This is a genomic window from Altericista sp. CCNU0014, from assembly GCF_044923475.1.
In the GTDB taxonomy this organism is placed as follows: Bacteria; Cyanobacteriota; Cyanobacteriia; order Thermosynechococcales; family Thermosynechococcaceae; genus JAAURS01.
Genome location: NZ_CP137338.1, coordinates 1,195,438 through 1,220,373, shown reverse-complemented (window position 1 = coordinate 1,220,373; position 24,936 = coordinate 1,195,438). Strand labels below are relative to the sequence as shown.

Sequence of the window (24,936 nt, the reverse complement as noted above, 5' to 3'; positions counted from 1 at the left end):
CACTGTTTTAGTTTTGAGCTTGGATTTAGCTAATCGGAACTTGCCCGCCCAACAAGGTTGGCGGGTCAAGCGAGGAGATTGTAGCGACTAGCGGGGAATCGCGACGGGCGTGCGGCTGTGACCGTTCTTAGATGCGATGCCGGACGCGAGCTTGCGATAGACGGCTTCGTATCCGTCGGCCATTTGCGTGACGCTAAAGCGGGCAGCAACGCGATCGCGACAGGTCTGCCGATCGAGCTTGCGGATATCCTGGACAGCCCGAACGCATTGCTCAATCGTGTCGCACAGATAGCCCGTTTCGCCGTGGGCGATCACCTCTGGCGTGGAGCCGAGGCGCATTGCAACCACGGGGGTACCCGCTGCCATTGACTCGATCATCACCAAGCCAAATGGCTCGCGCCAGGTAATGGGAAACAGAGTGGCGATCGCCCGTCCCATCAGCTCGTTTTTCTGAACGTGATTCGCTTCGCCCAAGAACTGAATCTGCTGGCCGTCAATGAGAGGCTTGACCTCGCGATCGAAAAATTCTTCGTCCACCAGATCGACCTTGCCTGCCATCTTCAACGGCAGTCCTGCCTGTTTGGCAATGGCGATCGCGTGCTGGGGTCCCTTCTCCGGCGACATTCTACCGAGGAACGCGAGATAAGGGGGTTCGTCTGCGGCTGGGAAAAACCGATGCCGATTGACATCTATCGCGTTATAGACCGTTGCCACGCAATTTAAGCTCAAATCCAGATCGGCGACTTGCGCGTTGGAGATGCTGATGTAAGGCTGCTCCTTCGCATGCTGGTAAAGCTTCGTGTTGTCAGATGTAAAAATACCGTGCAATGTATGCACGGTAGGAACTTTAATCAATTTCGCATAGGGCAAAGCCGAACATCCCATGTGGGAATGTATGATGTCAAACTCCGCAGCCCGCTGACAAACGTGACTGAGCTGCAGCGCTTCGTAGACGCTGTATTCCTTTACTGCGGCATCCAAGCGTAACGCTCTGGGATGGACGGAGGACAGCTTTGCATCAGTAGTAGAGTCTCCAGAAGCAAACAGCGTCACATCGTGACCGCGACGGACGAGTTCGTCCGTCAGCAGGCCTACAACCAATTCGATACCGCCATAGGCGGGAGGGGGAACGCTTTCCCACAACGGTGCAACTTGAGCGATTCTCATGATTTTTTCTCCTTGAGCGACACGCTGAAAAAGAGAAGGTCGATCGTTCTCTTGAGCGTTGCTCGATAAAGGTTTTTCTTAATTTTTCTTAAGGCTTTGAAAAATTTATTATTACTACTTAAAGCATTATAACGCTTCCTCGCCACAAAATGAAGTACGGTTTCCCGAATTGTTCGAGACGAACAAAATTCTAGAAAATATCGAGTTTCTCCTCTCGATTTCAGCCAATTGCTAGTAGCTTCGATCGCCAACTGGACCTACTAGGCAAACGAATTAAATTCGTTTGCCTAGGTTTAAAGCCAAAGTATTTCAGTTACATTTCAATCTTAAAGTACGTTAAGGGTAGCTCAAAGCCGCATTGGGCTGAGGTTTCAATCTGTCTAAAGAAAGGCTTAAACAGGTCAAACCTCGGCTAGAATTTATACCTTCACGGGACCTGTCTGTCGTAGAGCGCGAGTCTTCTAGCAAAAATTCCCTCAGAAAGCACGATAGTTTTGCACGCTAAAGTGCTCTGAAAGTCGTTGCTTTCTCGCACGAGATTGAGACAAAGGTAGCCTTAAATCTTGTCGTGGGGGACAAAAAACAAGCGCTTTTTGCCTTTAAATCGACTCCCACAATCGAGGGCGAGGCGTGTCTCGAAGCCGATCGTGGGTGTCAAAGAGGAGGGTTGGGATGGGGAGGTTCGAGGGGCACCGGGGCAGGCAATCGCCGCATTCCGTACATCGATCGGCTTTGCGTCCGGGGAACCAATGGCCTGCATTTTCGAACATGCGGTAGCGGTAACGGCCAAACGCCTCCATGTCGTAGGCCACCGCTAAGTTGCGCAACCGCAATACTTCTGGAATATTAATGCTCTCCGGGCAAGGCAGGCAGGCATGGCACTGATGGCATCGATCCGTTTGGAGCACCCGATCCGAATGCGCGTCTAATCGTTCTAAGATGGCCCGTTCGGACGCGTTGAGAGGCTCGACGCGATCGGCGATCGCCAAAGGCCAATCCAGTTCTTCTGGGATGGCTGCGCCCACGCTGAGGGTCGTCACAGCAGGCTGACTCAGCAAAAATCGAGCGTTGACGTGGAGGGGTGCGAAAGGGGCGCAGAGGTCTTTAAGGGTTTGGGGGGGCGTATAAAGCAACCCGCCTTTATCCGCAGGCGAAATGATAAAAATGCCTAAATCTTTTTGGTGGGCTAACGCTACGGCTGGAGCATTGCGCTGGAAGAAATAGTTGTAGTGCAGGTTTACAAATTCAAACCGATCGCTCTCTAGAGCAGCCAAAATGATGTCTAGGGGACCGTGGGTGGAGAACCCGACGTGGCGAACTTTTCCAGCGGCGACTGCATCTCGAACGGCAACCATGCAGCCCCGAGAATCCAGGACCTGCGCCACATGCTCTGCGGTGTTGAGACCGTGGATGGCCAGACAATCGATGTAATCTAGCCGAAGCCGCGCCAGCGATCGATCGATTGCCTCTGCCATGCTTGCCGCATCGGGTTTTGGCGCAATTTTCGTAGTAATGACGAGGTCTTCGCGCGCGGCTCCGATCCCCTGCTCGATCGCTTGACCCAGGTATCGTTCGCTTTGACCGTAGCCTTGAGCGGTTTCAAAATGGTTGACGCCCAGGGCAACGGCCCGTGCCAGAGTCGCCCGAGCGTTGGCTGCCGACGCGAGATAGCGCATCGTCCCTAGGGTAAAGACCGAAAGAGACAGATTCGTTTTGCCAAAGCGACGATACCGCACTAACCCAAGCTGGAGGGTTCGCCGCCGCCGGAACTTTGGGCAAAGTCTTCGGGGCGAATGTTATCTAGAAAGTTACGGAAAGCGGCGCGCTCTTCTTCGTCGGCTTCTTGATCGACGGGAATGGAAGCATCCGCTACCACTTCCTCCATGACCCAAATCGGAGCGTTGAGGCGAAGAGCCAAGGCGATCGCGTCGCTAGGCCGCGCGTCAACGCGCTGGGTTTTCTCCCCCTGCTTGAGGGTTAACACCGCAAAAAAGGTGTTATCTTCAAGGGCGTGGATAATGACTCGCTCTAGGGATACGTCCAACGCGGTCAAACAGTTCCCCAACAGATCGTGGGTCATCGGTCGAGGGGGAGACTGATTTTCTAGCACGCTCAGGATGGCTCTGGCTTCGTTTTGACCGATCCAGATGGGCAAAGCGCGGCGCTCCGTCGAATCTTTAAGCAACACAATTGGAACGCGTGTGGTTGCGTCTAGGGCGATCCCTGCAACATTCATCTCAATCATGCACTGGGCCTCACGGGAATGCGGATCTCAAACAAGACAAGGCATCGACACAACAACGGATTCAGGGGAAACTTCACACCGATAATACTCTGTTCCTATCTCTAGAGTACTGAATTTTTAAGGGGATCGATCGCTTAAACTCTAGTCATAATCGGTCTACTACTACCCTAATTGTCTGACAGGATCTTTTGCATCCGCGAATCTACGGAAAAACTATTACGAATGTTGACATCGTGTTTACAGGTTTAATTCAAGCGTCAGGATCCCTTGAATCTCTAAGCCCGCGCCAGCTCTTGGTCCGCTGCAAAGATGCCGCCTTTGTAAAGGCGCTCGCGGTCGGCGATAGCGTTGCGGTAGATGGCGCGTGCTTGACGGTAGAAACGCTCGCAGATTCGGGGTTTGCGGTCGCAATTTCTCCAGAAACCCTGCGGCGAACGACCTTGGAACGCGCAATGGATACGGATTGGGTTGTAAACCTAGAGCCTGCGCTGCGAGTGGGCGATCGCTTGGGCGGTCACTTTGTCGCCGGACATGTCGACGGTATGGGTCGCGTTGAAGCACTCGATCGAAGTGCGGAGTCCTGGGAAATGCACTTCACCGTGCCGCCAGAGTTGGGACGCTACCTTCTATCGAAGGGCAGCGTTGCCATTAACGGCGTAAGTTTGACGATTGCCAACTGTACTGACGATGGCACTCAGTTCGTGGTTGCAGTAATCCCCCACAGCTTTGCCAATACAAACTTGCAGTATCTTTCCCCTCGCCAAGCAGTCAATATTGAAACGGATCTTTTAGGAAAGTACGTTGCAAAATTGTTGCGATTGCCTTCAGGGCCTGCTGCACCCCAAGCCGACATCGACCTCAATTTTTTAGCGGAGCATGGGTTTGCCTAAACCAAACGAGACCGAATTAGAGCGGGCTAAGGAGAAAAGTCCGCTATACGAGTCGATCTACGCGCAGGTGCGGCAGATTCCGGCGGGGAAGGTGGCAACCTACGGACAAATTGCGGAGTTGGTGGGGCTATACGGACGGGCGCGGTTGGTGGGGTACGCGCTATTCCGAGTCCCTTTAGATTCTCAAGTGCCTTGGCAGCGGGTCATCAATGCCAAAGGCACGATTTCGCAATCGCCGATGCGCCAGGGGAACGACGAGCTCCAGCAGATCTTACTAGAGCGGGAAGGGATTATCTTCGATGCCCGAGGACGCGTCGATCTCAAGCGCTTCCAATGGCACCCCGATCGCTCCAGCCTGGAGGAGACGTTTTCGTCTTAAAGCGTCAATTTAAGGCGATTTAAACAGATTATAAAGTGTTAGCCTCTGGGGCAATACGGCAGAGGTCATATGCCAGTCGCATCGCTAAGATTTTACATTCGGCTATTGACGGATGATTATATCTAGCGTTAACTATGGTGAGAACTAACAGATGTGCGCTACATCTGTAGCGACTGGACAGTTTGAAGAGACTCTAGTCAACTCCTGCTTTAACGCCCTAAAGACATAACATACGCTATGGTCGCTCAGGTTGAAACCCGAACCCTTACCCTCGAACCCCAATTCCACCCTGCGATAGAAGGGTTAGTCCAAATTGTTACGGCTCCCCACCGCAACTTTTTTACCAACGTTATGGCCCAAGCGCTGAGAGTGGCAGGGCAGGGGACGCCCGTTTTGGTGGTTCAGTTTCTCAAAGGCGGCATCCGCATGGGACCGGACCACCCCATCCACCTTTGCCAGCATCTCGAATGGCTGCGCTGCAACGTACCGCGATGCATCGATACGCCAGAGTTAGAGCCCCACGAGATGGAGGCGCTTGCGGAGCTGTGGCAGTATACCAAAGAGGCTGTAATCCGCGATCGCTTTAGCTTGGTAGTCCTAGACGAGCTCAGCTTGGCAATTCATTTGGGGTTGATTGCCGAGGCCGAAGTGCTGGATTTGATCGCCCAGCGACCCCGCCACGTTGATATGATTCTCACAGGCCCAGAGATGCCCCAATCGCTGATCGATCGAGCGGATCAGATTACGGAACTGCGCCGCAGTTTTTGCCCCTAGTGCCCTCCAATGTTCTCTAGTGCCCCTGGTATTTTAAGGCGATCGCCAACGGAACCCCTGTGATTAAGAACGACGCTTGGATTGCAAAAATGGCCCACCAGGGGATGATCGTCCCCTTCGAACCGCAGCTCGTGCGTGCGGTGGCGCTGGATGCAGCCACGCCGGAAACCTCCCATCGGGTCATTAGCTACGGGCTATCCTCCTACGGTTACGATTTGCGCCTCAGCCCCAATGAGTTTCGGGTTTTTCGCCACATTCCGGGCACGATCGTCGATCCCAAAAATTTCAATCCGGCCAACTTAGAGCCAGCAGCGCTTCATAAAGATGAGCACGGCAGCTACTTTATTTTGCCCGCTCACTCCTACGGGCTGGGGGTAGCCCTGGAGCGGTTAGAGGTTCCCGACAACGTATCGGTGATCTGCATTGGCAAATCGACCTACGCCCGCATCGGCCTGATTGCCAACCTCACGCCCGCCGAAGCCGGCTGGCGCGGGCACTTGACCCTAGAGTTTTCTAATTCTTCCAGTGCCGACTGCCGAATTTATGCCAGCGAAGGCATCGTGCAGCTGCTGTTTTTTGAAGGCGAACCCTGTAACGTCAGCTACGCCGATCGCCAAGGCAAGTATCAAGACCAATCCGAAGTTGTCACGCTAGCGCGCATTTAGGCTCTGGATTCAGACGAAAAAAGCGGGCGAGTACTCATGTATTCGCCTGCTTTTAGATTCTAGACTTGTAGGGACGCAAAGCCTTGCGTCCCTACAGAACAAACTGTCGTCAGGTTGACTCGAAGCTTAAGCGCTTAACAGCGCCTTGGCTTTCTCCAACACGTTCTCAACACTGAAACCGAACTTCTCCATACAAACCCCACCCGGAGCCGAGGCACCGTAGCGATCGAGGGTAACCGTATCGCCTTCCGTACCGATGTACTTGTGCCAGCCAAAGCTTGCCGCTGCTTCCACTGCCAACCGCTTCGCGACGGCCTTAGGAAACACGGATTCTTTGTAGGCGGCATCCTGGGCTTCAAAGGCTTCCCAAGATGGCATCGACACGACGCGTACCTTCTTACCTTCGCTCTCTAGGGCTTTAGCTGCTTCGACGCAGAGACTGACTTCAGAACCCGTGCCGATTAAGATTAGGTCTGGCGTACCTTGCGCTTCAACAATCGTGTAAGCACCCTTGGCGACACCCTCAATGGAGGTGCCAGGCAAGTTGGGCAGGTTTTGCCGAGAAAAGGCCAAGAGCGAGGGAGCGCTTTGGTTCGCGCGCTCAATAGCAACCTTATAGGCACCCGAACATTCATTTCCGTCTGCCGGACGAATCACCGTCAGGTTCGGAATGGCGCGCAGAGAGGCCAATGTTTCGATCGGTTGGTGGGTGGGGCCGTCTTCCCCTTGACCGACAGAGTCGTGGGTCATCACCCAAACCACCCCGGCCCGAGATAGCGCGGAGAGCCGAATGGAGGCGCGCATGTAGTCCGTAAAAATCAAGAACGTTGCACCGTAGGGAATCAGCCCCGAGCCGTGCAGTGCAATTCCATTACAGATTGCGCCCATGCCGTGCTCGCGCACGCCAAAGTGGATATTGCGGTTCTGGTACTGCCCTTTCTGGAAATCGCCCAGGCCCTTGAGCTCGGTTAAGTTGGAGTGGGTCAAGTCGGCAGAACCGCCGATCAGACCGGGCAGGACGGGAGCTAGCTTATTAAGACAATTTTCGGAATGTTTCCGAGTCGGCAATGCTTTGTCTTCTGGCGTGTAGGTGGGCAAGACGCTAGCCCAATCGCTAGAAAGCTTGTTGGAGGTTAACGCTTCAAATTCAGCCGATTCTTGGGGATATTTGGTTTTGTACTGGGCCAAAGCCGCTTCCCATTCTGCCTGGTAGCTAGCACCCCGCTCGATCGCCTTGCGGTAATGGGCGACGGCTTCTGGAGGCAGTTCGAAGGGTTCGTAGCCCCAGCCGAGGTTTTCGCGGGTGAGCTTCACTTCGTCGCCGCCAAGCGCCGCACCGTGAATGCCAGCGGTATTGCACTTGTTGGGAGAACCATAACCGATGATGGTCGTGACCTTAATCATGGTCGGTTTGTCGGTGACCTTTTTGGCTTCCGCAATGGCAGCGGCGATCGCCTCCAAATCCGTATTCCCGTTCTCGACGTGAAGGACGTGCCAACCGTAAGCTTCGAATCGCTTCGAAACATCTTCCGTGAACGCCACGTCCGTGGAGCCGTCGATGGAAATATGGTTGTCGTCGTACAGCGCGATCAGTTTGCCCAAGCCCCAGTGGCCTGCAATGGAAGCCGCTTCTCCTGAGACGCCTTCCATGTTGCAGCCATCGCCCAAAATGACGTAGGTGTAGTGATCGACGATAGTAGCATCGGGCTTGTTGAACTTAGCTGCCAAATGCGCTTCTGCCAGGGCCAACCCTACGCCGTTTGCAATGCCTTGCCCCAAAGGCCCAGTGGTGACTTCAATCCCATCTGTCTCAAAGTTTTCAGGGTGGCCGGGGGTGCTAGAACCCCACTGTCGAAAGTTTTTGATATCGTCCATGCTCACGCTGTCGTAGCCCGTCAGGTGCAGTAGCGCGTACTGGAGCATCGAGCCGTGGCCGGCGGACAGGACAAAGCGATCGCGGTTGAACCACTTCGGGTTCTTGGGATTGAAGCGCATAAACTGGTCCCAAAGGACAAACGCCATGGGAGCCGCGCCCATCGGCAAGCCAGGGTGACCGGATTTTGCCTTTTCAATCGCATCGACCGCAAGGAAGCGAATGGAATTAATACAAAGCTCTTCGACGGACTGGGTGGCAACAACCATAGTAATTAAGTCTTCCTAGATTCGATAGCAACGACAAAACAACAGCGACAACATAAAGTTCTGCAGGTTTGGCACTTTAACTAATTTAAAGCGTTTCAACCCAAACTGAACGACAAAAAACCATTCCGTCTTTCTGTCCCGCTTTCCACTACTCAACGTACTTCTTAAAGGCTAACGTCACGTTATGTCCTCCAAATCCAAAGGAATTGGAGAGTGCGACGTCAACGGCTTGGGCGCGGCTGCGATGCGGAACGTAGTCGAGATCGCACTCGGGGTCCGGGTTATCTAAATTGATCGTAGGTGGAATCTGGCTGTCGGCGATCGCCTTAACCGTCGCCACGGCCTCAATCCCTCCCGACCCGCCGAGCAAGTGTCCCGTCATCGATTTCGTCGAGCTGACGGCAACTTGATAGGCATTATTCCCGAGGGCGTGCTTGATCGCGGCGGTTTCCGTCGGGTCGTTTGCACCCGTACTCGTTCCGTGGGCGTTGATATAGGTGACCCGATCCGGGGTCAGACCCGCATCCTTGAGGCACAGCTCGATGGCGCGCGCTGCCCCCTCTCCCCCCGGCACTGGAGAGGTCATGTGATAGGCATCGCAGGTCAACCCGTAACCCACGATCTCAGCGTAGATCTTGGCCCCGCGACCGAGCGCAAATTCCAACTCCTCTAAGACTAAAACCCCAACACCCTCGCCCAAGACAAACCCATCGCGATCGCGGTCAAAGGGACGACTGGCATGGAGGGGGTCGTCATTGCGAGAGAGAGATAGAGCCTTACAAGCGGCAAAACCCGCAACCGATAGCGACGTAACCGCCGCTTCGGTCCCCCCGCAGATCATCGCGCTCGCATAGCCTCGCTGTACGAGCCTAAAGGCATCTCCAATCGCATTTGAACCTGCGGCACAGGCCGTCACCGCACAGGAATTAGGACCTTTTGCGCCGAGCTGGATTGCCGTCAACCCCGCTGCCATATTGGCAATCATCATGGGAATCATAAACGGGCTGCATCGATCTGGTCCGCGGGTCAGATTGATTTCCTGTTGGTCTTCGAGAACCTTTAGACCTCCAATCCCCGTGCCGATCGTGACGCCAATTTGGGCTGCGTTGCTACCGTCGATAACCAGGTTGGCATCTTTGACTGCCTGTTTGCTGGCCGCAACGGCAAATTGGGCAAAGCGATCCATCCGCTTTGATTCCTTGCGGTCCATATAATCGACAGGGTCGAACCCTTTGACCTCTCCGGCAATGCGGCAGTCGTGACGAGAAGCATCAAACAGCGTGATGGGTCCGATGCCGCTACGGCCTGCCAGCAGGCTCTCCCAATAGTCGGAGACCGTGTTTCCGATGGGAGTAATGGCCCCCAGGCCAGTGACAACAACCCGTTTTAGTTCGAAATTAGTCATGATGTCAGTCTAGAAAGGCTTACTGCGCCAGAGACACGTCAAAACGATAGGTGGAGGTGCTTTCTCCCAAAAGCTGGCATTGAAAACATCAATCTACGCAGTCCTTGAGAGAAATCGTCGCGCTCGATAGCAAAGCCGCTCAAGCGACCGCTTTGCCAGCAATATAATCGACGGCGTCTTGTACCGTCTTGATTTCTTCCGCTGCTTCGTCTGGGATTTCGACATCAAAGGCTTCTTCGAGCGCCATCACCATCTCAACCACATCCAAAGAATCAGCATTCAGATCGTTTTGAAAGTTAGCGTCGGGCGTAACTTGATCTTCTTCGACGCTAAGCTGTTCGGCAACAATAGATTTAACTTTGGAAAAGATTTCGTCTTTGCTCATGGTGTTCTCTCGTTAGGGTTGAAAGTTGGAGCTTTACCAAACGCGGAAAGCGTCGCCAACAGGACAGGCGCTAAGTCACAGACAAGGAAAGCAGTGCAAAATTTTTGCCACGCTCCGGCTCTAAAGCCCATCGCTACATACTTTCAGGTCGCATAGCGGAAAGCATTTAACTTAAGCCAATCTTTATAGTAATCCGAAAGCGGTCAACCCTTATACCTAAAATCTGAGGGACTTTGTTCTAAGCCATCGCGCCCCGGCCTCTCAAATGAGGATGATTCGCGATCGACCAAACAGTAGATGGAAAGAATCAATAGGGACGATAGATTCTACAGTATGAGGCGATCCGCGTAACAAAGCGCATCAATTCTTGACGGGTAATAGCCCTATACGTAACACTAAAACTCAATATGCTCTAACTTAAAGAAGGTGGAGTTCTCTCGAGACTCTCAATCAATGCTTGAGGTTTGACCGCTTGACGTCAAGCAGAGACAGAGCGCGTTCAGGACACGTAATTTCCAATTGGATGTCGTACCGATGGAAACCTTAGAATTTATAATTTATCCCGACGGGCGCGTTCAAGAAAAAGTGACGGGCATTATCGGTTCCTCCTGTACGGAGGTGACTGCCGCCATTGAAGCGCTTTTGGGACAAGTCGCGAGCTGCGAGCCCACATCTGAGTATTTTGCTCAGGAGGCTTTGGCTCGGCAGGGCACTTCGGCTCAAGCTGAAGTCAGCCAATGGTAAATACCCGAGCTTTAAGTTTTTAAGGACGGGTTTGTTGTCGTTTTTTTATCTACTTATAAGAAGAGTTCCTTATGTCACACTTCAGCCAAATTAAAACCAAAATTCGCAGCCTACCCGCCTTACAATCTGCACTGACGGATTTGGGCCTGGACTGGAAAAGCGGCCCCCAACCCGTACGGGGCTATCGGGGACAAGCGCAAACCGCGGCCTTGGTGGTCGAGCAAGAGAACGGCTACGGTGTTGGTTTTAGCTGGAACGGTCAGGAATACGAGCTGGTTACCGATTTAGATTTTTGGCAGCAGGCTTGGTCGGTCGACCGCTTCCTCAAGATGGTGACCCAGCGCTATGCTTACCATACTGTTCTGAGCGCAACTGAAGCTCAGGGTTTCCAGGTCGCTGAGGAAGCAAAAGCGGCGGATGGCAGCATTCGCCTCGTGGTGCAGCGCTGGAGCGCGTAATGCCGAACGATAGCACCATACCCGCCAACTCCGACGAATCTTTCGCTCGGGAGTCTGCCTTTACAGGGGCCGAGCCGGAGTTGGGCGGGTATTTAAGAGGTCGGCAGAGTCGTTCGGGATTGGAGCCAGAACTGGGTGGCGGGCTGCGCCAACGGGGCGTTTACGTGGATGAAGTAACCTGTATTGGTTGCCGTCACTGCGCTTTAGTGGCCCGCAATACGTTTTACATTGAGGAAGGCTACGGTCGTTCCCGCGCGTTCCGTCAGGATGGGGATGCCGAAGAAGTGGTACAGGAGGCGATCGACACGTGTCCGGTGGACTGCATTCACTGGGTAGATTACGAGCGCCTCAAGGTTCTAGAGATGGAGCGACGCGATCAAGTGATTCCCGCAGTAGGGGCATCCGTCGATCCTGCCCTCAGACGAAAAAAACGAAAAAGATAGGGAGCGGTACAACGATCTCGGGCTGTATCTTTCATCTGTTTATCTATGGACCTAGGGCGTTAACGTTACAATCATTAGGGATTTCTTCAAGATGATGATATGGCCCGTCACTCCGACGCTTCAGCTTCAAAGAACGGACAGTCGACCCCGCGACAAAAAACAGCTGAGAATACGATTCGGATTCGCGGCGCACGGCAGCACAACCTCAAAAATTTAGATCTGGATCTTCCCCGCGATCGCCTGATCGTGTTTACAGGCGTCTCCGGTTCCGGCAAATCTTCCCTAGCCTTCGATACCATTTTTGCCGAAGGTCAGCGGCGCTACGTCGAATCCCTGAGCGCCTACGCCCGTCAGTTTTTAGGCCAAGTGGATAAACCCGACGTGGATGCCATTGAGGGCTTGAGTCCGGCCATTTCCATCGACCAAAAATCCACCTCCCACAACCCGCGCTCCACGGTGGGTACGGTTACGGAAATTTACGATTACCTGCGGTTGCTCTACGGTCGCGCCGGAGAACCCCATTGTCCGATCTGCGATCGCCAAATTTCGCCCCAGACTATCGATCAGATGGTGGATCAGGTGATGCAGCTCGAAGATCGCACCCGGTTTCAGATTTTGGCCCCGGTGGTGCGCGGTAAAAAGGGAACCCATCGCAAGCTGCTCTCCGCCTTAACCGCCGAGGGGTTTGTGCGGGTGCGCATCAATGGCGAAGTGCGAGAACTCGCTGACAACATCGAGTTGGACAAAAACTTCAAGCACAATATCGAAGTCGTGGTCGATCGCCTGATTAAAAAAGAGGGCATCGAGGAGCGCTTAGTCGATTCATTGACGACGGGACTGCGGCGGGCCGAGGGCATCGTCATGGTTGAAATTCTCAGCGGCGAGTCTGCGGCGGGGAACGTGATTCCGTTTCCCCAGCCTCAGCCCAAAGCGGCGGAAGCAGAAGGCAGCTACGAGAGCCAGCCCTCCGACGATGCCTCCACTGAAAACCCGCTGATCGTATTTTCCGAAAACTTTGCCTGCCCGGAACACGGGGCCGTGATGGAGGAGCTATCCCCTCGGCTATTCTCCTTCAATTCGCCCTACGGTGCCTGTGCCAACTGCCATGGTTTAGGCAGCCTTCAGGTCTTTTCGGCGGATTTGGTGGTGCCCGATCCGGCCTTGCCCGTGTACGCGGCGATCGCCCCCTGGTCGGAAAAAGACAACACCTACTATTTCTCGCTCCTCTATAGCGTGGGGAAAGCTTTTGGGTTCGAGCTGCAAACCCCTTGGCAAAAGCTGACGGCAGAACAACAACACGTCGTTCTCCACGGCACCCCAGAACCCATTTACATGGAAGTGGATTCTCGCTACCGCAAGTCCGAGGGCTACCACCGCAAATACGAAGGCGTCCTGCCCCTCCTAGAGCGGCAATACCGGGAAGCCTCCTCCGACCTTTACAAGCAAAAGCTCGAACAATACCTCGTCAGCGAACCCTGCGAAGTCTGCCACGGCAAGCGCCTGAAGCCCGAAGCCCAGGCCGTGCGGATTGGCCAATACCGCATCACCGACCTCACCGAAGCTTCGATTCGAGAGACGCTGCACCGCATCGAAACCCTGGACTTAACCTCGCGGCAGGCGCAGATTGGCGACCTCGTGCTGCGAGAAATTAAGGCACGCCTCAAGTTTTTGCTGGATGTGGGCCTCGACTACCTCACCCTAACGCGCACTGCTATGACCCTCTCCGGCGGCGAAGCCCAGCGGATTCGTCTGGCCACCCAAATTGGAGCTGGATTGACGGGCGTTCTCTACGTTTTGGACGAACCCAGCATTGGACTGCACCAACGGGACAACCATCGCCTGCTCAATACCCTGACCAAACTGCGGGATTTAGGCAACACCCTGATTGTGGTAGAGCACGACGAAGACACCATTCGAGCCGCCGACCACATCGTGGATATTGGTCCCGGTGCCGGAATCCATGGGGGGAAGGTCATTGCCCAAGGCAGTTTCGAAACCTTGCTCAAAGCCCCCGATTCTTTGACCGGAGCCTATTTATCTGGCCAACGCACCATCGAAACCCCCGCCGAGCGTCGCAAGGGCAATGGGAAGAAGCTACAGCTTAAAAACGCCTATCGCAACAACCTCAGAAATATCGACGTCGAGATTCCCTTGGGCAAGCTGGTGAGCATTACGGGGGTGTCGGGTTCCGGCAAATCGACGCTCATGAATGAATTGCTGTACCCGTCGCTTCAGCATCACTTCGGTCAAAAGGTGCCTTTCCCCCAAGAGTTAAACCAACTCACAGGGCTAAATGCCTTGGATAAGGTCATTGTTATCGACCAATCTCCCATTGGTAGAACCCCGCGTTCCAACCCCGCCACCTATACGGGCGTTTTCGACGCGATTCGCATGGTGTTTGCGGAAACGGTTGAAGCCAAGGTGCGGGGCTATAAGCAGGGGCAGTTTTCGTTTAACGTCAAAGGGGGCCGCTGCGAAGCCTGCGGCGGTCAGGGCGTCAATGTGATTGAGATGAACTTTCTGCCCGATGTCTACGTTCAGTGCGAGGTCTGCAAAGGCGCCCGCTACAACCGCGAAACGCTCCAGGTGAAGTATAAGGGCAAGTCCATTGCCGACGTGCTGAATATGACCGTGGAAGAGGCGCTGGACTTCTGCCGCAATATTCCTAAGGCGGAAGGTCGGCTCCAAACGCTGGTGGATGTGGGGTTGGGCTATGTTCAGGTGGGACAGACTGCCCCTACCCTGTCTGGGGGCGAAGCCCAACGGGTGAAGCTAGCGACGGAACTCTCCCGACGGGCGACGGGCAAAACCCTATACCTAATTGACGAACCGACGACGGGACTTTCTTTCTTCGATGTCCACAAGTTGCTAGATGTGATTCAGCGGTTGGTCGATAAGGGTAACTCGGTGCTGGTCATCGAGCACAATCTCGATGTCATTCGCTGTTCGGATTGGGTGATCGATTTGGGTCCAGAGGGGGGCGATCGCGGGGGCGAGGTTGTGGCGGTGGGAACGCCGGAGGCTGTGGCGGAAGTCCCGGAATCTTACACGGGCCAATATCTGAAGCAGGTTTTAGCGCTGCATCCGCCTAAATTAGCGGCTGCTTGCGATTGAACATTCCTTTCAAGGTTGACTTCATGGCTCTACCGCAACGGCCTTTAAGCCTAGGTGCCGAACAAAGGGGATAAAGTCTCGATCGGAAAACAGTAAGGCGTGATTTTGTTCGATACAGAACGTCGCAATGATTACGTCTACGGTTTTTCTGATGGTAATACCTCTTTTCCGCAGACTGCGAAAGTTCTCGGCACTTTTGATTGCGAGTTCAGTCCCTAATAAATTGAAAATCGTTAGTCCGGTCAATAGCTTTTGGGCTATCCGATAGTCGGCATCTTCCCGAAATCCCTGCAATACCTCAGTTAAAATCAAATCTCCAATCGCCAATAGCTCTACACTCAACAAAGTATCTAGCGTATTGACGTGGAGCGTATCGCGACCGTTGAAATAATCAATCCAGATGCTAGAATCGACCAAAATCATAGACTTCTCATTGCATCTAAATCTCCGTCCCAAGGAAGCTTGCCGCGAAAGGATTTGATCGCTTCTTGCTTTTTAAGCTGCACTAATTTCTGGAGCGCAACTTCTACAACTTCGCGCTTGGTTTTAAGTCCCGTCACCTGCAATGCCTCTGTCATTAAGTCATCGTCAATCACAATGTTTGTTCTCATTTGCGATTTCTCAAAGTACGAGTCGTGTGTATGATTTATTGTTATTTTACACATAATTCAGCCTGTCATGGCGCAATCTCCTGGGAATGGGCTATTGGGCAAACGACATGATGAATCGATGCCTCCTGGCGATCGCCTCCCGGCGTCTTTGCTGGCGAAACCGCCCTGAAAGGGCTAGGAGAATCGTCCAGTCAATCAGAAAAAGCTGTAGAGGATTGCTCTAATCCGTTTTCTCGCTGGGATGATATGCCGTTATGACGATATTTTTATCGCCGCTGTAAATGGATTCTACAAAGCGATAGGTTTTATGGGACCACCAGATCTTGACTCGACCTGCCTGCCCTTGACCCGAACCAGCCCTTTCGTAACCAGCCTCACCCATGAGGTTCTCGAATTCGTTAGCTGGCATTGTCTTTTGCTTGAACCCAGGCAGGCCATCAATTTGATGCTTGTCCAGGGTCATAGGTGCCTTGATAGGTTGTGAAAATGCGATATCCGGGCAGTACGAGGGCTAACCCATACTGGCTGTGAAGGGTTCCGGGGTAAGGGTAGGGGCGATCGTCCGGGGTGCAGCCGCCAAGGCGAATTGTAAATGGGCCAAACCAAGCATAAACTCCAGGAACTAGGGTATCCATGCTGTAGGCGATCGCCCTAATCCTCTCTGCATGGGCAGAATTTCTAGCAGCTTTTGCAGACGCTGGTGCTTTCTTAGAAATATTTTGCGCGTTGGAGGCTTCCATCTGGCTAGGTTGCGAAGGTTGATTATGCCTGTGGGCGGAGAGATTCACGGTATTGCCGACCGAGCTGCATGGCCTCATCATAGGCTGGATCGTTGGCGAAGGATCCGAGGATTTCTTCCCACCAAGGCGTTTCAGTAGAGGGCTGCTGTTTTGCTTTGAGTTGGGCAACTTCGGTTTCTAGAGCAATGAGTCTGGCTTCGATTTCAGTGTTGGACATCGGATTGCTTTAAATCCGTATTGTGATTTTATCACGGCGATCTGAAGGCTGAAGGGAGGACGATCGCATCGTCTATAGCCTTTATGGAGATTGAGCAAAAGGCGATCGCGCTCATCTGAAGTTCCCCTCATGCAAGATTCTCGTGACCGCTACATACTGCGATCGCCCAATATCTCCACAGAAAAATCACCCAATCCAGAGGCAAAGGCTGTAGGGTTAACCCAATTTCATAGAACACCCACTTCATTCAGGCACTCTTCAACCAGCGGCGTTTGCATCCGAATGGCAACATACCAATAATCCCGGACTCCTGGTTGAATTTGCCGACCTGTAACGCTGACTTTTTCTTCTTGAGTTCGCCAGCGTTTTCTCTGCATTTTGGTTTCAAAGGTTTCTCGGAGTGACACATCACCTTCAGAGGAATACAACCAGACAATCCGTAAAGCACATTTGATTCTGCCGGGAAATCGGGTTGTTGAAGTGTCTGTCCAGCAATGATCTATAACCCTTACCCCATCAAGAATTGAGGTGGCGCAATGATGCAAGTCTACGGTTCCTGCGGCACTGGCATGTTGCATGTTGTTTCGAGTGTTGCGATAGCCTTTGACTCTTGTCGTTAGATCTGGCGGCAAGGCAACATCTGGAGATTGGCAGGCTTCATGAAAAGTACAGCTCATATCAAATCTATGATTGTGCTGCTGTGCCTTAGATTTGCAGGTCATCTCAACAAGGTTATCGCAAAGAATGAAGGCTGCTCGTTCGCGATGGCGAACGCCTGAAAAGTAGATTTCTAGAACGGATTCGAGAGCATCAATGATTTCAGGAGGTGTACTCATTAACTGTTCAATGCCCTAAAATCATCTGTTCAACTTGGTGCTTAGCTTTTTCTAATAAACTTTTAGCTTCGATAAATTTTTCTTCAGCTTCGTATATTTTTAACTCTATCTGCTTTTGTAACTTTTGGGATACCAATGGAACAATCAAACGTTCTAAGCAGTAATACGGTAGGGCTTCTCGTGTTGCACCATAAGCTTCTCGTTCAGACTGAAGAAGCCCAGCCTTAGAATTAAGGAATACTGACAAATAGTAAGGGTTGATTTCTTTGTTTTTTAATCGCAACCTAACGCTATGCTGATTCATATTAGCTACAGGTAAACTATCAGGTACTACAGCCGCTGTTCCAATACGCCCAGTAATTGTTATTAGAACATCTCTTGGTTTTAGTTGAGAACGTTTAAGAGCACCATCATGGATCTTTCTGCCGATGTAGACTACATCATCAAGAGCTAGCCGATTTTTATTAACGTTTTGAATTCGCAAAAAGGGAATTCCTTCTTCCAAATAACTCGCACCCTTTGGAGTTGCACCATTAGAGAATGTTGCTAAATTATTAAGTGTATTATGTGGAAAATTCTTCAGGTGGCCTATCAAATTTGTATATTTAGGGTTCAAATAATCTGCATCTAACCGATCGCCTTCTACTGTCTCGCTAAAATTTGCTATATAGGTCTTTTGTGTGGAAAGGTCGAGGGTATCAAACCCCAATTCATGCAACAGTAAAGCCTCAGCCTCAGCGTATAGAGATTCGCTTTTTTTGTATTGACTAAATGCAGCAAGGATCTTTTCTCTAACCTTCACTTGAGCATCAGGTAAAATATAAGGAATTTTAAGCCTTTTTAACCCTTCTAAATTTATTCTCTGTTGAATTCCTCCTTGGCTTTCTCGTTCTCTTAAAGCAATGCCAATATTTGATTCAAGAAATGCAGCAATGAAATAAGGATCAAATCCCGAACTAGAATTCACTCTAATAATTGCAATTGCTCGGTTCGCAGTTACATCCTCTAAGTCTTCTGGAAATATTGCAATATTTCCAATTGTCCCCATGATAGATAGCAGAATATCGTGAGATTTGACGTGGGAACGGAGGAGTGTTTTAAAGTAATTTTCTGAAACATAAACTGGATCGGAATCATCAATGCAAAAATATTTAAGATCCTTAGCTCTTAAATATCTTCTTCCTGAATCAAAGGTTTCAGGCATTATTGCGTGATCGCCATCAGATATCCATGCGATATCGCCTAGCTCTACGTAGTTAGTGTCCCTAGTTTTTCGCCACAGATTTGAGACGGTCATGCTTGGTATGGTCACGCTGTAAGACCAAGAAGAAAATGGTCAAACAACTGTCTTCATTGGGGAACGCACCAATTTCATCGGACTTGTTCCTAAACTCTCGAAACAATCGTTCGAGCGCATTAGTGGTTCGGACGAGTGGATATAAGGATGGGTTCAAATCATAGAAATTAAAGGTCAAAACAATATCTCTCAAAAAGGAGCGGATGGCATTAGGTTCAACAGACTGCCAAGTCTCGACAAAGACCACCAATCGCTCAATGGCTTCCATCCAATCATCGGTTTTATAGATGTCATAGGCGTCAGTCTTAATCTGGGTATAGCGAAGCTTCTTTGCTTCTGGAAGGTCTAGGGTCTGACCTTGCGCATCTTGGATGGATAAATTCTCATAGCCCAGATGACGCAGCATTGCCCTGATTTTATGAGTGATGCACAGTTGATGCTGGGCCTGAGGTACCCAGGCTTTGAGCACAGCGGGCAATCCATTGGTCCCATCACTGACGACAACCTCAACCCCATCAAGCTTCAATCCACGCTCCTGTAAACCCTTGAAAAAAGACTCCCAGGCGAATTGAGATTCACTCTCGGCAATCTCATAGTGCAAGATTTCACGAGTGCCATCTGGATAAATGGCCATTGCCACTAAAACAACCCGTTCTTCGGCTTGACGCAAGGCGCGCACATGTCCAGCTTGGTCTTCAAAGGTTTCCCCGCTTGCATATTGAATTCTCACCCAAACACCATCGACAAGCAAAATGGGTACAGCAGTGGTAATTTTTGCCGTGCGCCGTTGATTCATCTGCTGTTGAGCGGCTTCTGTGATTCGGTTGATGGCATTGACCGATAATACAGCCCCGAGTAATGGATAGAGCGCTTCTTGCAAGTCTCGCAAGGACAGGCCCATGACATACAGACTTAGACAAAAGTTTAATAGACTGCCAAGGCCCCGTTGATAGCGCCCCAAGATTTGCCAGTCTCGGTCTCTGTTCCCATGGCGCAGCTTGGGTACCGACAAGGATTCGATGCGCCCGTATTCGCTATCAAGGACTCGCTTGAAGTAGCCAGACCGACGAGGTCGTTCTCCCGCAAGCTGATTGAGATGCTCTTGTAATTCTTCGCACAGAGCTGCTTCTAAGACGCTTTGCGTAACCCCCAGAACCTCTGTATTCAGTTTTTCCTGTAGGACTTCGTTCAACTCTGGATATGGATTTTGGGTTTGAACCCGCAGTATTTGGGCTTTGCGTGTGACGATATCCATTCTCTGTTGGCCTGAATCTCTTATCCTCAGACCTTTTCACGCTTTGGCCTCTATGGCGAAAAACTCAGGACACTAACTCTACGTACCTTTTCTGCTCTAAAGATGATGAGATTTGTAAATAGAGAGGTTGATAATACTCCGCATCTAGTCGCTCTGGGCCTTCCAATTCTGATTTAAGAACAATACTCCAAACTGCCAAAATTTAGCTCTCCTTTTTTTGAAACTGGGTCAACAGCCAGTTTCCCACCTGAGATTGATCAGTCTCTCGGCTTCGACGCAGAGCCTCTTCTAAAATAGAAATGGTGAGTCCTGGCAAGACTAGAGAGACTTGAATACGTTTGCTGCCTTGGTCGGCCATTGCATAAGCCAAAATTTGAGCATTTTGGACATCCACCACCCAATACTCATCTACACCCAACTCTTCGTATAGTGCGCGTTTTGCCCCCACATCATCCAGCAACGAAGACTTTGAAACTTCAATCACCAAAGTAGGTGCCGGATACCGATCCAGATTCACAACCCCCGTCCCGCTTGGAATTGATTTAGCACCATTACCAAGGTAATAAGACACATCCGGCTGACAGTCCCGCATCCCTGTCTTACGAAACGTTGTTGTGTCTAAACCCGTGGCTGGAATACCCATAATCGCCGTAAATAAATTAACCGCGAAAATGATCACCACATGGTCGCTACCATGATCGAAACTCACTGGTAACATCTCAATCCTCATGTGTCCTTTATAGTAGTAGCCCTTTGCTTTCTCATAGAGCGGGTTTTCAAGAATGCGAACATACTCATCCCAATCCGCCATCACCCAGGTATCTGTGATTGGTCTAGCCTGTAAATCTTGCATTTTCTAAACCTCCGGCCAAAACGAGAATTTTTGATCTCTAGCAAAGCCAACAAATGCATCCGCAATTTCAGTCAGATCATGGTCAATCACTAAATGACCATGATCATCTAGCATTGCTCTACCATCATCTCCAATTTTGCAAAGATACTCACCAGAATTGTCCTTACCGCTCTTTTCACTGGTCGCAAAAAAGATCGGATAATCCTCAACTTGCGGACAGTAGTGTCCAGACTTTCGATCCTCATTCCACTTCTGTAAAAATAAAACGCTGGTCTTAGTCCCCGTATGGGGCTTAAAAGTATTGACATGCAAACCCACCACCGCCAAAATTCTAGCGCGTTCACTAATCCAAGATCGCACATGAGCATCTGAAATATTGTTAAACCTCCCTTGAGGCAGCACGATCGCCATTCTGCCCCCTGGCTTCAAAAACTCCAAATTCCGCTCAATAAACAACACATCTCGGCTTTGCTTGCTGTACCAGCTACCCGCCTCCTCATAGCGCTTTTGCATAATCTTGAGCGCCTGCTTTTCTTGCTCCTTCGGGTCAGTCAATGCCTCAATGTCGATGCCCCGCCACTTCTTAGAAAGCTGATATTGATACAAAATCTTAGTATCTGTAATATCCCCTGCAAACGGCGGATTCGTCATCAACACATCAAAATCAAAATAGCGGAAATTCTTTTGATTCCAGACATCATCCGCATGAGCATCAAAACGACGCAACCGATCCTTTAACGCCACCCTTACCTCATCGCCCCAATTCCTAGGGTCAAGCGTATTAGAGCGATACACATTGGTTCTGCCATCCCCCGCAATCAGATTCAACGCCTTAGCAACCTTCACACTACGCGCGTCAAAATCTAAGCCATACACCATCTCGCTCGCATACTCAGCCTGATCCTTCGTTGGCCCGTCCGAAGTCATCTCCCCACCCCAGACATGAAAAATCGTATGCACTGTAAACCCGCAACTTCCCGCCGCCGTGTCAATCATGTATTCCTCCCACTTGGGATTTAGCATCTTGACACACATATCAATCACATGGCGCGGCGTAAAATATTGGCCTTTTGAGCCTTTATAAACCTGTGTCACTAAATATTCAAACGCTTCGTCAATAACCTGTAAATTAGAATTAAATAGCTTAATATCTTCTAAAAATGAAACACAGACCGCCAAATGATCTGGACTTAAATCTATATTTTCACCCGGCAAAAATACTCCTTTCCATTTGTCCCTGGCTGCATGAAATAGACCGTTTATTTTGTCATAAAGTTCTTGTTTTGTATGCCCCGAAGCCAGAAACTCAACAAGGTGCTTTTTTCTGCGCTTTGCCTGTGCTTCGTCATAGAGCTTTGCATAGATCAGCTTAAAGACTTCTTCAAATTGATCGACTCCAGCATTTGCCAACACTAAATTCTCTAAATCTTTAATGACATCGCGTAAAGACAAGCGCTCTACAACTAACTTATTCTTTTCCGATAGCTCTTCAATCGTGACCTGTCTATTGATAATCTGTGTCAAGGTCTGATGGGCGGTAGGCAAATCAGAAATACTGCGATAAAAATTAGGATCTTCTCGATGGAGAATCACCACTTCGCTACCATTCGTCCAAACTGCAATCGGTGCCCCTTCCGCATTGCAATAAGACTTCAGTTGCTCCAGTCCATCACGACGCTTCGGTTTTTTGACCTCCACAATGATATACACCGTGTCAGGATGATCCTTCTCGTACACGATGATGTCTGCACGTTTGTCAGCAATATTAGAGCCGAAATACACGCCTTTTTCTATTGCAATCCGGTTGGTCGGATACTGATAAGTATGAATAAGGCGATAAACAAAAAGCTGCCGGACAATCTCTTCTGGCTTAGCTGGACGCTCTTTAGCATCTATAAAGTCACGTAGATAAGGCTTACCCTTTTTATCAAAGAGCTGAATCGCTGAAATCTCATCTGAATTAAAAATATCCAGACCATAGTCCGTAGATTTTAGAATCCCAGAGAGCGTATATTCCGGTTCGTTTTCTAATGCCATGCACACTAAAGCTGTTAGAGCGTTAACTTTATCATTATCAAGCCAAATTGGTGATTCAAGCTAAAAATATAGAACAAAAGCTGAAGTCCCCGATCTCAGAAGCGGTGCTGGCTAAACCTGCGTTGCCTTACAGGCCAGATGGAATGTGACTCTACTGACAAAAGCCCGGTTTAGTTTTTTTTCAGGATCCAATAGGCGATCGAGTTGCGCTCGACTCGTCTGCATCTTTGATCGCCGTCTCAGTTTTAGTAATCTTCATTCAGCTTCATCTCTTCAGCAAGCTGACGCGCCAGCTCTCGCTTAATGGCGATCCCTTTATGGCTTACTGGAAACAGCACACTCTCTCCTTTAACTAAACTGGGGCGCGCGCGCAAATTAGTTCAAATCATCATTGTATAATTGGTATAGCTCAAACAACGCCATTCTCATAAGGTTAGATGCTGGCAATGATAAGCGGAATCAAGCAACAGAGCACCGTTGGCAAAAATGGCAAAATCGAGATTCCCTCGACAGACTTACCAGAAGGTACACTTGTCGAAATCATTGTTTTAGTCGAGTCCCCAGCCACAGACGAAACTGACTACCTACTTTCAACCCCAGCGAATAAAGAGCGCCTTCTCCAATCCCTTGAAAACATCAAGAACCCCGATAATCTGATCGTCATTACGCCAGACGAATGGAATGAGAAATATCGCATTTGAAAAAAAGGCGTTTGAGCAGTTTACGGATTGGGCCACTAGAGATCGCAAGATTTATGCAAAAATCGTTGGACTGATTGATGATACTCTCCGTAATCCCTTCACAGGCATCGGCAAACCAGAACCGCTAAAGCACGACCTTAAAGGCTGCTGGTCAAGGCGCATTACCGACGAGCATCGTTTAGTCTACCAAGTCACTGAAACTGCAATCATTATCCTCAGTTGCAAATTCCATTACGAGTAAGCAGGCCATCTAGTTGTGACTGACTCGTCTGCCTCTTTTTAGTCATCTCTGTTTCGGCGATCTCCTTCAACTTCATCTCCTCAGCAAGCTGACACGCCAGCACCCGCTGCATGGCGATCGCATTGAAGCTGTGCGGAGAAAGGCGATCGCAGAATCTACTCAGGAGTAAACCCGTTGAAGAATTTTCGCCACTGAGCCAAAAGCATCGCTCGACATCTTTATGGTGTGAGGAAGATCCCGATGAGTGTCAAAAAACATTACAGCCCAAGGCTGCGAATTCGGTAGACCCTGAAACTGCATTAAAATTAGAACCTGAGCCTGACCGTCGAATTTGTAGCCCTGCACTATGTTTCCTACCCATCGCCCCCGTCGCCTCCGCAGCAACCCTCAACTTCGTCGGATGGTGCAAGAGACCGTCCTAACCGCCAACGACCTCATTTACCCGCTGTTTGCAGTCCCCGGAGAAGGCGTCGCCACCGAAGTAAAATCGATGCCTGGGGTCTATCAGCTCTCCATCGACAAGATTGTGGATGAAGCAAAACAGGTCTACGACTTGGGTATCCCCTCCATTATTTTGTTTGGCATCCCCGCAGACAAAGACATCGACGCAACCGGAGCCTGGCACGACTGCGGCATCGTCCAAAAGGCAACCGCCGCAGTTAAAGACGCCGTTCCAGATTTGGTGGTCATGGTGGATACCTGCCTGTGCGAGTACACCTCCCACGGCCACTGCGGCTACCTAGAAGTTGGTGACTTAACCGGACGCGTGCTCAACGATCCGACCCTAGAACTGCTCAAGAAAACGGCAGTGTCTCAGGCCCGAGCGGGCGCAGATATCATTGCGCCCTCCGGCATGATGGACGGGTTTGTCCAAGCGATTCGATCCGGCCTCGACGAAGCAGGATTTCAGGACATTCCCATCATGTCCTACGCCGCCAAGTACGCCTCCGCCTACTACGGTCCCTTCCGCGATGCAGCCGATTCCACGCCTCAGTTTGGCGATCGCCGGACCTACCAGATGGATCCGTCCAATTCCCGCGAAGCCATCAAAGAAATCGAGCTGGATATTGCCGAAGGTGCAGACATGCTGATGGTGAAGCCAGCGCTGTCCTATATGGATATTATTTGGCAAGTCAAACAGGCTTGCAACCTGCCCGTTGCCGCCTATAACGTCTCTGGGGAATATGCGATGGTGAAGGCCGCAGCATTGAACGGCTGGGTCGATGAAGAGCGGATCGTCCTAGAAACCCTCACCAGCTTCAAGCGAGCCGGGGCCGACATGATTCTGACCTACCACGCCAAAGATGCCGCCCGCTGGTTGAGATCGTAGGCAGGCA

Annotated in this window: 27 protein-coding genes; 11 read left to right on the top strand and 16 right to left on the bottom strand. The window is 50.9% G+C overall.

From position 1 onward, the window contains the following. Positions 1-87: 87 nt before the first annotated feature. The 3 genes from R6H26_RS06135 to R6H26_RS06125 all read right to left on the bottom strand — a co-directional run bounded on the left by R6H26_RS06135 (position 88) and on the right by R6H26_RS06125 (position 3,412). Positions 88-1,167 carry a glycosyltransferase family 4 protein gene (locus R6H26_RS06135; RefSeq protein WP_404789246.1) on the bottom strand — a complete coding sequence of 360 codons (1,080 nt, stop codon included), beginning with the start codon at positions 1,165-1,167 and terminating at the stop codon, positions 88-90. A 599-nt stretch (positions 1,168-1,766) separates the two neighbouring features. Continuing rightward, positions 1,767-2,903, bottom strand: a complete 1,137-nt coding sequence (locus R6H26_RS06130; RefSeq protein ID WP_404789244.1) for an aldo/keto reductase — start codon at positions 2,901-2,903, stop codon at positions 1,767-1,769. Beyond that, positions 2,903-3,412, bottom strand: coding sequence for a bifunctional nuclease family protein (locus R6H26_RS06125; protein WP_404789243.1), 510 nt, complete (start codon positions 3,410-3,412; stop codon positions 2,903-2,905). The genes R6H26_RS06130 and R6H26_RS06125 overlap by 1 nt, the downstream gene beginning before the upstream one ends. A 233-nt stretch (positions 3,413-3,645) precedes the next feature. Here R6H26_RS06125 and R6H26_RS06120 point away from each other — a divergent pair, with 233 nt between their 5' ends. The 4 genes from R6H26_RS06120 (at position 3,646) to dcd (ending at position 6,120) form a co-directional block, all read left to right on the top strand. Then, positions 3,646-4,302, top strand: coding sequence for a riboflavin synthase (locus tag R6H26_RS06120; protein ID WP_404789241.1), 657 nt, complete (start codon positions 3,646-3,648; stop codon positions 4,300-4,302). Then, complete coding sequence (locus tag R6H26_RS06115; RefSeq protein WP_404789239.1) at positions 4,295-4,681, top strand: MGMT family protein; 387 nt, start codon at positions 4,295-4,297, stop codon at positions 4,679-4,681. The genes R6H26_RS06120 and R6H26_RS06115 overlap by 8 nt, the downstream gene beginning before the upstream one ends. 237 nt (positions 4,682-4,918) lie before the next feature. Continuing rightward, positions 4,919-5,455 carry a P-loop NTPase family protein gene (locus R6H26_RS06110; protein WP_404789238.1) on the top strand — a complete coding sequence of 179 codons (537 nt, stop codon included), beginning with the start codon at positions 4,919-4,921 and terminating at the stop codon, positions 5,453-5,455. 59 nt (positions 5,456-5,514) lie between these two features. Continuing rightward, a complete protein-coding gene (gene dcd / locus R6H26_RS06105) occupies positions 5,515-6,120 on the top strand; it encodes a dCTP deaminase (protein ID WP_404789237.1) in 606 nt (201 codons plus the stop codon). A 126-nt stretch (positions 6,121-6,246) separates the two neighbouring features. Here the strand turns inward: dcd and tkt are convergent, their stop codons facing one another. The 3 genes from tkt to acpP form a co-directional block, all read right to left on the bottom strand. Further along, positions 6,247-8,262, bottom strand: a complete 2,016-nt coding sequence (gene tkt / locus R6H26_RS06100; RefSeq protein ID WP_404789235.1) for a transketolase — start codon at positions 8,260-8,262, stop codon at positions 6,247-6,249. A 148-nt stretch (positions 8,263-8,410) separates the two neighbouring features. After that, the gene (gene fabF / locus R6H26_RS06095; RefSeq protein WP_404789233.1) at positions 8,411-9,667 is read right to left on the bottom strand and encodes a beta-ketoacyl-ACP synthase II; all 1,257 of its coding nucleotides are present in this window, start codon (positions 9,665-9,667) and stop codon (positions 8,411-8,413) included. 139 nt (positions 9,668-9,806) lie between these two features. After that, on the bottom strand, positions 9,807-10,052 hold the full coding sequence (gene acpP, locus R6H26_RS06090) for an acyl carrier protein (protein ID WP_404789232.1): 246 nt from the start codon (positions 10,050-10,052) through the stop codon (positions 9,807-9,809). 534 nt (positions 10,053-10,586) lie between these two features. Between acpP and R6H26_RS06085 the strand changes: the two genes are divergently transcribed. From R6H26_RS06085 to uvrA, 4 genes are all read left to right on the top strand, one after another. After that, positions 10,587-10,796, top strand: a complete 210-nt coding sequence (locus tag R6H26_RS06085; RefSeq protein WP_404789230.1) for a DUF2997 domain-containing protein — start codon at positions 10,587-10,589, stop codon at positions 10,794-10,796. Positions 10,797-10,867: 71 nt separating this feature from the next. After that, positions 10,868-11,254, top strand: coding sequence for a DUF1257 domain-containing protein (locus tag R6H26_RS06080; protein ID WP_404789228.1), 387 nt, complete (start codon positions 10,868-10,870; stop codon positions 11,252-11,254). Next, positions 11,254-11,697 carry a ferredoxin gene (locus R6H26_RS06075; protein ID WP_404789227.1) on the top strand — a complete coding sequence of 148 codons (444 nt, stop codon included), beginning with the start codon at positions 11,254-11,256 and terminating at the stop codon, positions 11,695-11,697. The genes R6H26_RS06080 and R6H26_RS06075 overlap by 1 nt, the downstream gene beginning before the upstream one ends. A gap of 99 nt (positions 11,698-11,796) precedes the next feature. Next, a complete protein-coding gene (gene uvrA / locus R6H26_RS06070; protein WP_404789226.1) occupies positions 11,797-14,811 on the top strand; it encodes an excinuclease ABC subunit UvrA in 3,015 nt (1,004 codons plus the stop codon). Positions 14,812-14,832: 21 nt separating this feature from the next. Here uvrA and R6H26_RS06065 read toward each other — a convergent pair whose 3' ends face one another. The 10 genes from R6H26_RS06065 to R6H26_RS06020 all read right to left on the bottom strand — a co-directional run bounded on the left by R6H26_RS06065 (position 14,833) and on the right by R6H26_RS06020 (position 22,657). Then, positions 14,833-15,234, bottom strand: a complete 402-nt coding sequence (locus tag R6H26_RS06065) for a PIN domain nuclease (RefSeq protein WP_404789225.1) — start codon at positions 15,232-15,234, stop codon at positions 14,833-14,835. Continuing rightward, positions 15,231-15,422, bottom strand: a complete 192-nt coding sequence (locus R6H26_RS06060) for a type II toxin-antitoxin system VapB family antitoxin (protein ID WP_404789223.1) — start codon at positions 15,420-15,422, stop codon at positions 15,231-15,233. The genes R6H26_RS06065 and R6H26_RS06060 overlap by 4 nt, the downstream gene beginning before the upstream one ends. A 220-nt stretch (positions 15,423-15,642) precedes the next feature. Further along, entirely contained in the window at positions 15,643-15,831 is a 189-nt protein-coding gene (locus R6H26_RS06055) for a hypothetical protein (RefSeq protein ID WP_404789221.1), read from the bottom strand. 28 nt (positions 15,832-15,859) lie between these two features. Then, a complete protein-coding gene (locus tag R6H26_RS06050; protein WP_404789220.1) occupies positions 15,860-16,162 on the bottom strand; it encodes a hypothetical protein in 303 nt (100 codons plus the stop codon). A gap of 22 nt (positions 16,163-16,184) precedes the next feature. Next, complete coding sequence (locus tag R6H26_RS06045) at positions 16,185-16,379, bottom strand: hypothetical protein (RefSeq protein ID WP_404789218.1); 195 nt, start codon at positions 16,377-16,379, stop codon at positions 16,185-16,187. Between the two features lie 227 nt (positions 16,380-16,606). Beyond that, on the bottom strand, positions 16,607-17,215 hold the full coding sequence (locus R6H26_RS06040; RefSeq protein ID WP_404789216.1) for a hypothetical protein: 609 nt from the start codon (positions 17,213-17,215) through the stop codon (positions 16,607-16,609). A gap of 7 nt (positions 17,216-17,222) precedes the next feature. After that, entirely contained in the window at positions 17,223-18,512 is a 1,290-nt protein-coding gene (locus tag R6H26_RS06035; RefSeq protein WP_404789214.1) for a restriction endonuclease subunit S, read from the bottom strand. After that, positions 18,481-19,767 (bottom strand): transposase, encoded by a 1,287-nt coding sequence (locus R6H26_RS06030; protein ID WP_404783412.1) that lies wholly within the window; start codon positions 19,765-19,767, stop codon positions 18,481-18,483. The genes R6H26_RS06035 and R6H26_RS06030 overlap by 32 nt, the downstream gene beginning before the upstream one ends. A gap of 202 nt (positions 19,768-19,969) precedes the next feature. After that, positions 19,970-20,620: a Uma2 family endonuclease gene (locus R6H26_RS06025; protein ID WP_404789212.1), complete on the bottom strand. Its 651-nt coding sequence runs from the start codon at positions 20,618-20,620 to the stop codon at positions 19,970-19,972. A gap of 3 nt (positions 20,621-20,623) precedes the next feature. Next, positions 20,624-22,657, bottom strand: coding sequence for an N-6 DNA methylase (locus R6H26_RS06020; protein ID WP_404789210.1), 2,034 nt, complete (start codon positions 22,655-22,657; stop codon positions 20,624-20,626). Between the two features lie 446 nt (positions 22,658-23,103). On the opposite strand from R6H26_RS06020, the gene R6H26_RS06015 reads away from it, so the two are divergent. The 3 genes from R6H26_RS06015 to hemB all read left to right on the top strand — a co-directional run bounded on the left by R6H26_RS06015 (position 23,104) and on the right by hemB (position 24,929). Beyond that, positions 23,104-23,358: a hypothetical protein gene (locus R6H26_RS06015; protein WP_404789208.1), complete on the top strand. Its 255-nt coding sequence runs from the start codon at positions 23,104-23,106 to the stop codon at positions 23,356-23,358. Further along, a complete protein-coding gene (locus tag R6H26_RS06010; protein WP_404789206.1) occupies positions 23,339-23,599 on the top strand; it encodes a Txe/YoeB family addiction module toxin in 261 nt (86 codons plus the stop codon). Before R6H26_RS06015 ends, R6H26_RS06010 begins: the two co-directional genes overlap by 20 nt. Positions 23,600-23,945: 346 nt before the next feature. Continuing rightward, on the top strand, positions 23,946-24,929 hold the full coding sequence (gene hemB, locus R6H26_RS06005; protein WP_404789205.1) for a porphobilinogen synthase: 984 nt from the start codon (positions 23,946-23,948) through the stop codon (positions 24,927-24,929). The last annotated feature ends 7 nt before the right edge of the window (positions 24,930-24,936 follow it).